The sequence below is a fragment of the Sulfurospirillum sp. 1612 genome, from assembly GCF_036556685.1.
In the GTDB taxonomy this organism is placed as follows: domain Bacteria; phylum Campylobacterota; class Campylobacteria; order Campylobacterales; family Sulfurospirillaceae; genus JAADIZ01.
The window spans coordinates 1675275-1687889 of record NZ_CP140614.1; the positions used below are offsets into that span (position 1 = coordinate 1675275).

The 12615-nt window shown below is 39.6% G+C and carries 15 protein-coding genes; 3 read left to right on the forward strand and 12 right to left on the reverse strand.

The window, feature by feature from the left end:
* Positions 1–164 precede the first annotated feature (164 nt).
* The 3 genes from SFB89_RS08310 to amrB are packed head-to-tail and all read left to right on the forward strand — an operon-like array spanning position 165 to position 2563.
* The gene (locus SFB89_RS08310; protein ID WP_331774222.1) at positions 165–680 is read left to right on the forward strand and encodes a hypothetical protein; all 516 of its coding nucleotides are present in this window, start codon (positions 165–167) and stop codon (positions 678–680) included.
* A gap of 47 nt (positions 681–727) precedes the next feature.
* Positions 728–1720, forward strand: a complete 993-nt coding sequence (amrS, locus tag SFB89_RS08315) for an AmmeMemoRadiSam system radical SAM enzyme (protein WP_331774223.1) — start codon at positions 728–730, stop codon at positions 1718–1720.
* A 36-nt stretch (positions 1721–1756) separates the two neighbouring features.
* Positions 1757–2563, forward strand: a complete 807-nt coding sequence (gene amrB / locus SFB89_RS08320) for an AmmeMemoRadiSam system protein B (protein WP_331774224.1) — start codon at positions 1757–1759, stop codon at positions 2561–2563.
* Here the strand turns inward: amrB and SFB89_RS08325 are convergent.
* The 12 genes from SFB89_RS08325 to SFB89_RS08380 form a co-directional block, all read right to left on the reverse strand.
* Complete coding sequence (locus tag SFB89_RS08325; RefSeq protein WP_331774225.1) at positions 2530–3012, reverse strand: YaiI/YqxD family protein; 483 nt, start codon at positions 3010–3012, stop codon at positions 2530–2532. The two genes, amrB and SFB89_RS08325, sit on opposite strands and share 34 nt — an antisense overlap.
* A 4-nt stretch (positions 3013–3016) precedes the next feature.
* A complete protein-coding gene (locus tag SFB89_RS08330) occupies positions 3017–3244 on the reverse strand; it encodes a sulfurtransferase TusA family protein (protein ID WP_331774226.1) in 228 nt (75 codons plus the stop codon).
* Positions 3245–3246: 2 nt separating this feature from the next.
* A complete protein-coding gene (locus tag SFB89_RS08335) occupies positions 3247–4053 on the reverse strand; it encodes a HesA/MoeB/ThiF family protein (RefSeq protein ID WP_331774227.1) in 807 nt (268 codons plus the stop codon).
* A gap of 70 nt (positions 4054–4123) precedes the next feature.
* Positions 4124–5023 carry an AEC family transporter gene (locus tag SFB89_RS08340; protein WP_331774228.1) on the reverse strand — a complete coding sequence of 300 codons (900 nt, stop codon included), beginning with the start codon at positions 5021–5023 and terminating at the stop codon, positions 4124–4126.
* A complete protein-coding gene (aat, locus tag SFB89_RS08345; RefSeq protein ID WP_331774229.1) occupies positions 5020–5706 on the reverse strand; it encodes a leucyl/phenylalanyl-tRNA--protein transferase in 687 nt (228 codons plus the stop codon). Before aat ends, SFB89_RS08340 begins: the two co-directional genes overlap by 4 nt.
* 3 nt (positions 5707–5709) lie before the next feature.
* Positions 5710–7893, reverse strand: coding sequence for an ATP-dependent Clp protease ATP-binding subunit ClpA (gene clpA / locus SFB89_RS08350; RefSeq protein ID WP_331774230.1), 2184 nt, complete (start codon positions 7891–7893; stop codon positions 5710–5712).
* A 3-nt stretch (positions 7894–7896) separates the two neighbouring features.
* On the reverse strand, positions 7897–8205 hold the full coding sequence (locus SFB89_RS08355) for an ATP-dependent Clp protease adaptor ClpS (protein WP_331774231.1): 309 nt from the start codon (positions 8203–8205) through the stop codon (positions 7897–7899).
* Positions 8206–8213: 8 nt separating this feature from the next.
* Complete coding sequence (gene smpB, locus SFB89_RS08360; protein WP_331774232.1) at positions 8214–8669, reverse strand: SsrA-binding protein SmpB; 456 nt, start codon at positions 8667–8669, stop codon at positions 8214–8216.
* Positions 8662–9441 carry a 4-(cytidine 5'-diphospho)-2-C-methyl-D-erythritol kinase gene (locus SFB89_RS08365; protein WP_331774233.1) on the reverse strand — a complete coding sequence of 260 codons (780 nt, stop codon included), beginning with the start codon at positions 9439–9441 and terminating at the stop codon, positions 8662–8664. The genes smpB and SFB89_RS08365 overlap by 8 nt, the downstream gene beginning before the upstream one ends.
* The gene (gene csrA, locus SFB89_RS08370) at positions 9438–9668 is read right to left on the reverse strand and encodes a carbon storage regulator CsrA (RefSeq protein ID WP_331774234.1); all 231 of its coding nucleotides are present in this window, start codon (positions 9666–9668) and stop codon (positions 9438–9440) included. Before csrA ends, SFB89_RS08365 begins: the two co-directional genes overlap by 4 nt.
* Positions 9662–10483, reverse strand: a complete 822-nt coding sequence (gene truB, locus SFB89_RS08375; protein ID WP_331774235.1) for a tRNA pseudouridine(55) synthase TruB — start codon at positions 10481–10483, stop codon at positions 9662–9664. The genes csrA and truB overlap by 7 nt, the downstream gene beginning before the upstream one ends.
* Positions 10480–12522 (reverse strand): ATP-dependent helicase, encoded by a 2043-nt coding sequence (locus tag SFB89_RS08380; RefSeq protein ID WP_331774236.1) that lies wholly within the window; start codon positions 12520–12522, stop codon positions 10480–10482. The genes truB and SFB89_RS08380 overlap by 4 nt, the downstream gene beginning before the upstream one ends.
* Positions 12523–12615: the final 93 nt, after the last annotated feature.

A 12615-nucleotide genomic window follows, 5' to 3' on the forward strand; every position in this document is an offset into this window, starting at 1 on the left:
GACTCCTTAATTTTTTATTATCATAATATTTTTTTATAAAATGATAGATTTGTTACATTAGTTAATATTATATCATAAGCATTTTATAAAAAATACAAATTTCAGAAAAATATCACTATTTAAAAAATCGTGCTAGAATTATAGTAACAATCAAGGAGGTTTACATGCTCAAATATTTTAAATTTCTCTCTTATGTGCTTTTGGCACTCTTTATGTTAGCAGGTTGTAGCCACAAGATTAATCCTCAAAGCATTAACACCAATATTTTACTCAAAGATGCTATCAGTATCCCCGATTTTATGGCATCAAAAACGTACAGTACCTATGATAGTCAATCCGAGAAAATCACGATGTATCATTTTAAGAAGATTGATGGAGCACTGCAAGTCTCTGAGGTAATTTCTTATATTCCTTTTGATTTTTATCATGAATTGTACCGTGAGTTTACCGATGTTCCTATGACACTAAGATCCCTCACCCACGGTCAAGAGAGCACGTTGGAGAGTGCGCTAGAGGCTGAGGCTGCAAGAAATCACTACACGCGACTCTTTAAGGATAAGGATGAGTTTATCATCGGCAATAACTTTGCCTTTGAAATTCAAACGGCTATTCGAAGATATAAAGAGAGAATGCAACGATATGAACGAGAAGATGACCGAGATAGGATCCGTCAACTCTGATAGTATGAGACCATTCTAAAATTTTGCTCTTTATGAGGAGGCACACGATGACCTATTATAAAACGATTGAGAACAGTGATCGTATTATCTGTCTTTTATGCCAGCATTATTGCAAAATTCCCCTCGGTGGTTTGGGTGTTTGTGGTGTCAATAAAAATGAAAATGGTGTGCTCAAAACACTGGTATATGGACATCCTAGTGCACTAAATATCGATCCGATTGAGAAAAAACCTCTCTTTCATATGCTCCCATCCACTCAAGCCCTCTCATTGGGCACAGTAGGGTGTAATTTCAAATGTCCCTTTTGTCAAAATTGGGAAATCTCTCAAGAACATACAATCGATGAACGTATCATGATAGAACCTCAACAAATTGTCGAGCTTGCCATCAAAAAGGGAGCGAAATCAATCGCTTATACGTACAATGAGCCGACGATTTTTTATCCTTTTGCCAAAGATATTGGAGTGTTGGCCAAAGAGCATGGACTGAAAAACATCTTTGTCACCAATGGCTTTGAATCACCCGAAGTACTCAATGATATGCAACAGTGGTGTGATGGCGCGAATGTCGATCTTAAAAGTTGGAATGAAGATTATTATAAAAAAACGTTAAAAGGCGGTTTGGATGCTGTCAAAAATACCCTAAAAACGATGGTATCCCTCGGTATTTGGGTTGAGATTACCACTCTTTTGATAGAAGGAGAAAATGACTCTAATGCGGATTTAAAAGCGATGGCCTCTTTTATTGCCGATGACTTAGGGGCCCATATTCCTTGGCATTTGAGTGCATTTCACCCTGATTACAAGATGCAAAATCATCACGCCACCACACTCAAAACACTCAAACGGGCACAAAAAATCGCAACAGATGCGGGGCTTTATTATGTTTACATGGGCAATCTTCGCACACAAGAAAACACCTACTGCCCGAAGTGTGGCACCTTGTTGATAGCGCGTGAGGGCTTTCGTATCCTTCAAAATCATCTCACTCATAACCAATGTCCCACATGCCAGCGTGTTATCGAAGGAATTTGGGAGTAGTTTTAACCTTTATCATGATAAAAAAAGGAGCGTGACATGACAATAAGAAAAACCGTTGTTGCAGGACAATTTTATCCAAACAGTGCAACAAAAATCCATGAAATGTTTGCCCACTATAATCAAATCATTGAAACCCACCGAGATTCGAAGGTTCGTGTCAATACAAAACCCCGTGCCATCATCGTCCCGCATGCGGGCTATATCTACTCAGGATTTACCGCAAGTGTCGCTTATAGCTTGCTTCAAAACACTAAACCAAAGCGCATTATCGTAATCGGTCCGAGTCATCGTGCCTATATTGATGGGATAAGTATTTGCGATTATGAACAGTATGAGACACCCCTTGGTGCACTAACTATCGATACCAATTTAGTAGAGGAGCTCAAAAACAGCTTTGATTTACACTTTCATCCAGAAGCTCAATTTGAACACAGTACCGAAGTACAGATGCCTTTTATTAAACACTATATTCCAGAGGCATCGGTGGTTGAATTGGTGTATGGAAGGCAAGCCCCAGAAGCATTGGCCAAACTCATCGCTTTGGTGCTCAAAGATCCCCAAAATGCTGTTGTGATTAGTACCGATTTAAGCCACTATTATGATATTAATAAAGCAAAAAATCTCGACACAGTTTGCTTGGACGCCATAGAGCATCTTGATACGGCCACCTTACATCAAGGGTGTGAAGCGTGTGGTATGATTGGCGTAGAGGCGATGCTTCTTTATGCCAAAAAAGCAAAGTGGCAACCGCTACTCTTAGATTATAGAACCAGTGCTGATGCTAGTGGCGATAAGAGCCAAGTGGTCGGCTATATGAGCGCGGCTTTTGTCCCTCGGGATTGATGTTGTTGAAAACGGGTTAAAAAAGCATTGAGCTGATTGGCAAACTCATGCGCATCTTTACGCCCAAAGGGTGCGGGGCCTCGTGTCTTCTCACCACTATCTCGAATCTCTTGCATCAGATTTCGCATCGCTAAGTATTGCTTGATATTCTCCTTGCTATAAAGAGCGCCTCTGTGGTCGATGGCGTGTGCATTCTTGTCGATAATGCGATCTGCCAAAGGAATATCAGCCGTAATGATTAAATCTCCCGCATCAGCCATCTCGACGATTTTATGATCAGCCTCATCGGCTCCTGCTGCTACGATGATATAAGAGATGTGCTTTGATTTGCCGATATCCACACGCTTGTTTGAGATAACATAAGTCTCTAATCCCAGACGCTCGATGGCACGCAAAAGGATGGGTTTGAGAATATTAGGAAAGGCATCACCATCTACAAACACTCTCACGTAGTTATCCTTTTTCTATCATGATACACCATCCGCCGGTTTTTTCCTCTTTTTTGGATAAGACTTTATGTCCTTCATTTTCAACAGAACCAGGCAGATTTTTGATAGCGGAGCCATCATCGATAAAGAGTTCTAAAATATCGCCTTGTTCCATCTGAGCCAAAACGAGCTTTGTTTTTGCAAAATTTACGGGACAGACAATCCCTCTGAAATCTTTTGTAACTTTTTTCATCTCTATCCTTCACAAATTTGTTGTTCATAATCATGCAATTGCGTGATTTTATTTTTTCCACAGACTCTACATTCTGGGTTTTTTGTAAATTTAACTTTATCAAAATCCATATTTAAAGCATCACATATCAGTAATTGATTGGTTAAAAGCGTGCCCTTTGCCACTAAGTATTTAATCGCTTCAGTCGCTTGAATACTTCCTAATATCCCAGCAATCGTACCAACCACGCCCGCTTGCGAGCACGAAGGCACACTGTTTGCCGGAGGTGGAGCATCAAACACGCAGGCATAACAAGCAGAGACATCAGGTACCACGGTCATCGTTTGTGCTACAAATCGTAAAATCCCGCCATGAGAAAAGGGCTTGTTGGCTAAGATGCACGCATCATTGATTAAAAATTTTGTCGCAAAATTATCAGCGCCATCGATAATAAAATCATAGTCTGAGACAATCTCTAAGATATTTGAAGCATTCAAAAATGTATCGTGCGTGATGATATTGATATCAGGATTAATCGCTTGCATTTTATCTTTTGCCGATTTGGTTTTCAAAACACCAACATCCTCAGTCGTATGAATGATTTGCCTTTGTAGATTACTCAAATCTACCCGGTCCCCATCAGCAATCCCAATCGTACCAACACCAGCTGCGGCCAAATACAAAGCCGCGGGACTTCCAAGTCCTCCCGCACCGATAATGAGAACTTTAGAGTTTAGGAGCTTTAATTGTCCTTCAATACCGATATCTTTGAGTATGATATGTCTAGCATAGCGCTCTATCTCATCCTCTTTAAAATCTGTTTTTGGCATCTTTTCTCACCTCTATAATATTAAAAAAAATTATTTTGCTAATGGTACCCAAGGAGAACTAATATGTCAACTACATGCCCAAAAACATATTCCAAGCGACAATGCTCACAAATGAGACGAGGATACCAAGTGCGAGGGCATTGATTGCGAGATTTTTATTGAGCCCGCCTTTGATGGCATAAACTGTAGCCATCGTCATCGGTGGCATGGCAATCTCTAAGAAGGTGACTTTTGACCATGTTTTTGTCATATCAAAAAACAGATGCATGAGGCCTAGCATCGCCAAAGGAGTTAAAAACATCTTGACAAACAATGCCAAAACGTTTTCTTTAAAATAACTCCCCAGCGATTTTAATTCGAGTTTCATCCCCACAATAATCGTAACAAGCGGGATGAGTGTGGCTTGGAGTTTATCCAAAATCCCTTCTAAATAAGCAGGGAAATCAACCCCATGAAAATAGACGGCCACCACAATGGCAATCAATGGAGGAGAGAGAAAGATTTGCTTGAGGACGTGCTCCTTGTGGCTATCTTGTTTGTTCGCACCCCATGAGATAATCGCAATCCCAAACGTCAACAATGCCACAAAAGTACCCAGTTGGTCATACACAAGCGCATAAACAACCTCTTTCATAGAATAAAGTGACTCTATATAAGAAAATCCCACAAAAGAGGTATTACCAAAGATAGAGACCATCATAAAAGTGGCTAAATCTTTGCGAGAGAGTTTCATCAATTTTCCCAAAGCCAAAGAGAACACAAAGGCGATAAACATGGCCACATAACTAATCCCAATCACTTTAAAGATAATATCATTGTATTCTAAATGTCGTATTTTAGACAGTGCGAGGGCAGGAAGTGAAAAGTAGATGACAAATTCGGTGAGCTCATGAGAGATATCTTCTTTGGCAACTTTAAAGATATATCCTATCAAAACAAACAAAAATACCGGTGCGATTTCTTCTATCATGACCAACTCCCAAAATAACTTTTTGTCTCTAAAGATTGCGCCAAAAGCTCCAAAAACTCCGCCCGCCTCATCTCCTGTGCCCCCATGGACTTGAGGTGATCGGTGGGAATTTGACAATCAATAAAATCTCCCCCTAAGGCATCGACTTTGGCACACAATCCAACCAAAGCAGCTTTGGATGCATCTGATTTGGTGCTAAACATCGACTCACCACAAAAAACGCCCCCCAGATAGAGTCCATACAATCCCCCTACCAATACCCCATCATGATAGGTCTCCACACTGTGTGCAAAATGCTCTAAATGTAGCGTATGAAAGAGTGATTGCAGTGCATCATTGATCCAGCTTTGCTCTCCTGATTGCACGCGCGTCATCCGGCACGCATTCATCACCGCATCAAATTGTGTATCATAGCGTATTTCATACTTTTTCATACTCTTTTTTAAGCTTTTGGAAATCTTTATATTTTGAGGATATAAAACCAAACGGGGATCGGGTGACCACCAAAGAATCGGATCATCGGCATTATACCAAGGAAAAATCCCCTGGGTATAAGCACTCAAAACACGATCTTTGTTGAGATCCCCTCCCCACGCGAGCAAGCCGGTTTTATGTGCTAAGTGTGGATCAGGAAAGATATAAGAAAAAGTATCAATCTTCGGGATAAAGCTATTCTCACGCAATCATCAATGTCCGTATCGAAATGTTAAGTCTTTTTTCTTATAATCAATACTAACCGTACCGCCTTTTTTCAGCTTTCCAAAGAGTATTTCATCACTCAATGGTGTTTTGATTTTCTCTTGAATCACCCGTCTCATGACACGCGCGCCCAACTCGGTACTGTACCCTTCTTGGGCTAAGTATTTTTTGGCGGCAAGACTCACTTTGATGGTGATTTTTTTATCTCTCAATTGTGCTTCTAATTCATCAATCATCTTTTGAACAATTGGGATCATAATCGCTTCACTCAAAGAGGTAAAATGGATAATATCATCCAATCTATTTCTAAATTCTGGGGCAAAAAAGTCCTTGATAGCTCGGTCTGCTTGGAAGGTTTCCTCTTTTTGGAATCCCACATGAACGCCCTCTTTGGAACCCAGATTTGATGTCATGATAATGATGACATTTCTAAAATCGGTCTTGATACCATTATTGTCTGTCAATACAGCACCATCAAAAATCTGCAACAGAACATTTAACAAATCCGGATGCGCTTTTTCGATTTCATCTAGCAATAACACAGAATACGGATGTTTTTTGATGCTCTCAGTCAACTGACCGCCCTCTTCAAATCCGACATAACCTGGAGGCGCCCCGATGAGTCTGCTCACGGTATGTTTCTCCATATATTCACTCATATCATAACGCTCAAAATGCACACCCAATTCACTGGCTAACTGTTTGGCCACTTCTGTTTTCCCCACACCCGTAGGTCCTGCAAATAAAAAAGACCCGATTGGGGCTTGTTGGTTTCCTAAACCGGCACGAGAGCGCTTGATAGCACGAACGAGGGCATGAATCGCATCATCTTGTCCAAATACTTTTGATTTGAGATTTTTTTCCAGATTTTCAATCACTTCACCCTCATCGGCATTAACATGACGATTTGGCATGTGCGCGATTTTTTCTAAAATATTTTCAATATCACCAATGCTGACACTTTTTCGCTTGCGTTTTAACAAATGAAACGATGCCCCCACTTCATCGATGAGATCAATCGCAGAATCAGGTAAAAAGCGGTCATTGATATATTTTTTTGCGAGTTCTACTGTCGTTTTTAAGACAGAGTGCGGGTATTTGACCCCATGATGTTGTTCGTAACGCTCTTTGAGACCGAGGAGGATTTTGTAACTATCATCCAAACTTGGCTCATCTATATCAATTTTTGAAAATCTACGACTAAGGGCGCGGTCTTTGTCAAAGAAATTTCGAAATTCTCCATAAGTCGTCGCCCCGATACACTTCATCTTGCCACTGGCTAGGGAGGGTTTTAAGAGATTGGAGAGATCCATCGACCCCCCACTAGTCGCTCCGGCTCCGACGATGGTGTGAATCTCATCGATAAACAAGATGGCTTTGTCTTCTTTTTCTAATTCACTCAAAATCTCTTTGAGCCTTTTTTCAAAATCACCTCGATATTTTGTACCGGATAAGAGTGCCCCCATATCTAGCGCATATAATGAGGCATCGGCTAAGATATCAGGAACCTTTTGCTCAACAATCATTTGTGCGATACCTTCAACGACGGCTGTTTTACCCACACCGGGTTCTCCGACTAATAGTGGATTGTTTTTCTTTCTCCTGCATAAGACTTGAATCACCCGATCACACTCATCTGCACGACCGATTAAAGGGTCTAACTGCTGTTCTTTTGCAAGCAGGGTGAGGTTGATGCAGTATTTTTGCAACGCGCCCTCTTCTTGCGATGCCTCTTTGTTCTCAGGAGCACTCACATGGGTGATGGCTTCTAAGATTTCTAGTCGGCTAATCCCTTGTTTTTCTAGTAATGAGGCACTAAAAGAATTTTCTTCTTGAAAGATGGAGACCAAGAGATCATAAACACTCGCTTCTATCTTGCCGCTTGATTTTGAGTGAAGCATCATATTTTCGATGACTCGAGAGAGCGCGATACTCTCATAAGGCTCATAATCTTCTTTGGTTACCACCATAGGAGAGTACATACTGAAGTGTTTGCGAAGAGAATCTGAGAGGGCATCCACATCAGCATGGCAGTAGTGTAACACCTCCAAGATGGATTTATTTTTTAGCATTGAGAAAAACAGATGTTCTATTGTGATGTATTCATAATGATGTTCTTTGACAAATTTTAGGGCATCACTAAAAAGTATATTTAATTCTTGACTGACCATTTTCTACTCCTCTTCCATAATAGCACGTAGCGGAAAGTTGTGTTCTTTTGCCAATGCATGTACTTGAGAGACTTTCGTCTCAGCAATCTCGTAGGTAAAAATACCGCAAACAGCCGATCCTTCTTCATGAATCTTAAACATGATGGCCGCCGCTTTTTCACTATTAAAATGAAACAATTCCATCAGTATCATGATAACAAAATCCATACTGGTAAAATCGTCATTTAATAATCGGACTTTATATAATCTTGGTTCATGTAACTCTAATTGTTCCGCACAATCACTTTCAAATTCTTCATTGATTTTTGCCATTTTTATTCCTACCTGTAATCTTTCATCGCTCTGGCTGTCTCTCGTTTGGCGTCTTTTTCTTTGAGTGCTTCTCGTTTATCATGAAGCGCCTTACCCTTCACAAGAGCGATTTGTAATTTAGCAAAGTTTTTCGAATTAAAATAGATACTAAGCGCTACGATACTCAAGCCGTCTTTTTTGACTTTCGCTTCTAACTTCTGTAGCTCTCTTTTGTGTAAAAGGAGCTTTCGGTCTCTTCTCTCATCAGGCGCAAAATGCATATTCACACTACTCATATGTGAGACATGCATCCCAAACAAAAATGCCTCTCCTTTGATGATTTTGACAAAGGAATCTTTGAGATTGACCCGTCCTAATCGTATGGCTTTGACCTCACTACCTTTTAATTCGATTCCAGCTTCATACTTCTCTAGTATCTCATAATCATGATATGCTTTTTTATTTCTTGCTATTGTTTCACCCATTTTTATCCGTCTCTTTCATGCTAAAAAAACTACTGCCACTACCGCTAAAAAACCAATCTTTTTTTCTATAATCCTCGATTTGTTTGTTGACTTTTATAGCCGGACTCAAAAGATCATTTAATTCATAATCTTGATATGTTTCTAGCAATGTTTTACTTTTCATGTGAGACATTTTATCAGATAATTCTAAATCAATCTTATAATGTTCCCGAAAAGCTTTATAAATTTCCGCAGTGTTACATTTAATATTAGGTGTGAACACGTCTAATTTCAAAGGAGGTTCTTCAAATGGCTCTACAATCTCACCAATACCGCTGACATTGGCACTGTGATAATTATAAACAAAAAAAGGCACATCTGCGCCCACCTTGATACCAATTTGTGCGAGGGTATCATGATCTAAATTTAATGCGGCCATATCATTGACAAGATGCAAGAAACTCGCCGCATCACTGCTTCCACCGCCCAATCCGGCAAAAGAGGGAATGTGTTTTTCTACGGTGAGACTATAGCGGTCAAATAATGCCGTTAACGCGGCTTTAAATCCCGCTTCTTGGAGTGCAACATAGGCTTTATAGATAGTATTCTGCTGCAATGCACATCCAAATTCTCCATGCAATTCAAAGGGCTCTTCGGTTTTTTTCGGCGTGAGGACAAGAACATCATAAAGATTCTCAACGCGCATAAATCGTGATTGCAATTCATGATAATGCCCTCTTTTCCCTACAATTTTAAGAAAAATATTGACTTTGGCAAATGCGTGATAGGTCATTTTTTTAATTTTTGACTGAGTTGAGATAATTCTTGCAAATTGACTTTTTGCACCGCTTGAATATTTGAATCCTTCACCGCCTCTTCTAACTCTTTTCTGAGAATTAAAACATCTTTTGGCGCATCGATACCAATACGCACGACGCCTTTTGAAACCTCAACGACGGTGATAGATATCGTCTCATCTATCAGGATAGATTCTCCAATTTTTCTCGATAATATTAACACAATTTTACCTTATTTAAAACATAATCTACCCCATCATCATGTAATTCAACGAGGGCAAATTCATCATTATTTACAATCTTGTAAATACCATTGTCTTGCTTGTCAAAGTTTTGTTTATCCAATTTTCTGCCCAATATGATATCTTCCATTTCACCACGATAATCAATCGATTCCACATTAATAAAATCAAGCGGCGCCAATGCTTTTTCATCATGATACTCAAAACGTCCCTCACTGAAGCGATGCAAAGCGCTCAAAATTCCATCAACGCCTAGTTTTTGAGCGAAAAGATTGCCAATGCTTCGGACATATCCTCCCTCGCTGATACTGATTTCAAAGGTGAGAAAAGGGTGCATATAATGCACAATTTTAAGATCATAAATCGTACTTTTTATTGTTTTGAGCTCAAAATCACACGCATCCCGTGCCAACTGATACGCCCGTTTACCAGCGATGCGTTTTGCGCTGTATTTGGGAGGTAAATATTCAAGCTCTCCGATGAAACTTTGAGCAACAATATTGATAGAATCCATAGAAAAAGGCATCAATGTTTTGACCTCTTCTACTTTTTCGATATCCAATGTGGGACTGCTCGCCCCAAGCCACAACGTCGCGCGGTATTTTTTGGGGGCCTTATCCAAAAAGCGAAAGAGTTTGGTGTATTGACCAAAGGCCATAATCAAAACACCCTCTGCAAAAGGGTCTAGTGTGCCGGAAAATCCTGCTTTTTTGACGCCGTATTTGCGTTTGATTTTCTTCAAGAAAAAATTTGACGAAATATTTTTCGGTTTATAAGCAACAAACAGTCTATTCATATTTTTTCTATAAAAGAGGCTAAAATATCTCTCTTGGTACCGCTAAAATTTATCTTGAGTTTAAATTCTCGCTGCACCTTGCTAATCTCAAAGACGCGACCGATACCAAAAATCTTGTGTTTGACCAAATCACCCTTTTTAAAAGAGGTCGTTTTCTCCAAGATTAAACTCCCTTTACAAACCCCTGATTCTTTCAAAAATCGGCTCTTCATGAGCTCTGCTCGGCGACCTTTATAAAATCTGCTATTTACAAAACTGAGCACCAACTCCCGCTTCGCTCGTGTAATCGCCACATAGCCAAGTCTGCGTTCTTCTTCGATATCACTACCATCTCCAATCAGCGGGAAAAATCCCTCTTCCAAACCGATGACAAAAAGATATTCAAATTCCAAACCTTTACTCGCATGCACGCTCATGATAGAAATATTTTCATTATCAATCTGGTCTTGGTCACTTTGCAATGCCAAATCATTGAGAAAATCTTCAGCGCCCATATCAGGATGTTGCTTGACGTAATCTCTAAAAAGACCATAAAATTCATCAATATTGGAAACCCGCTCAAGGGCATCGGGCATCATAGAGTAATATTCTCGTATCTTAATACAATTTTCTAATTCATAGATAAAATCATAAGTACTATCCGCACTGATTTCTTTGAGTTTTTGAATATTATGAATAAAATCCTCTAATGCGACAAAACTCTTCGCACTGGTGATTTTTTTGACTTCATCTTCATGCGTGACGATATACTCATACAGAGACATTTTGTGCTCATAAGCGAGTTTAAACAGTTTATCAATGGTCACCTTACCAAGCCCGCGCTTTGGCTTATTGATAACACGCTTAATCGAAAAATCATCATTAGCATTGGTAATCACTCTAAGATAGCTAATCAAATCTTTGATTTCTGTTCGCTCATAAAATTTGACACCACCGACCATGTTATAAGAGATACCCTCTTTATTAAGCCCCTCTTCCAAAGATCGACTCAAGGCATTGATACGATATAAAACGGCGATATTTTTAGGCTCAACACCGCCTTTAATCAACTTTTTAATGCGCGCGGCAATATTTTTAGACTCATAATTTTCATCAGGAGATTCGATAAATTCAATCTCTTTACCATCGCCATGAATGCTCTCAAGTTTCTTGCCAATACGCTCTCTGTTGTGCTCAATCAATTCATTGGCCGCTTTTAAGATTTGGTTGGTGGAGCGATAATTGACTTCTAATTTGGTGACTTTAACCGCATCAAAAGATTTATGAAATTCCAAAATGTTTTTAATATTAGCACCCCGCCAGCCATAGATACTCTGATCATCATCTCCCACGACACAGAGATTATTGTGCGCGGTACAGAGTTTTCGTAAAAGTTTGTATTGGAGTTCATTGGTATCTTGATACTCATCCACCATGATATATTGGTATCGTTCACTGATTTGATGAGCGAGTTCATCATCAAGATCTAATATCTTATAGGTGAGTGCCAATAAATCATCAAAATCGACTAAATTATTACTGGTGATGTAGTTTTCATATTGCTCATAGAGTTTGGCTATTTTTTTATAATTTTGTTGTTCTGCTTTATCAAAGGCTTCTTTGGGGGTGATGAGTGAATTTTTGTAGCGAGAGATTTCACTAGCGACTAAAGAGAGTGGCATGTCGGAGCCAAAACTCTTGAGAATACGCTTTTTATCATCGGTGTCAATCACGACAAAATTATTACTGCGTTCTAATTTATTGATATGAAATTTCAGAAACAAAAGTCCAAATTTGTGAAAAGTACACAACATCGGAGGGTAGCGCACTTGTCCTATCAAAGAGAGCGCGCGATCGCGCATCTCATTGGCGGCTTTATTCGTAAAGGTGAGGGTCAAAATATTTGCGGGGTCAATCCCTAAAGAAATCAGATAAGCAACTCGTGCTGTGATTGTCTTCGTCTTACCGCTGCCCGCTCCTGCGAGAATCAAAAGCGGTCCATCAATGTGTTCTGCTGCTGAGCGTTGCTCTTGGTTTAACTCTTTGAGTATGTCTTGCATTGTGTTCCAATTTGTTGTTATTTGTAAATATAATACACTAGGGCTGTTACACATCAACCCTTTATTATTATATTATATCCAAAAAAAAATAAA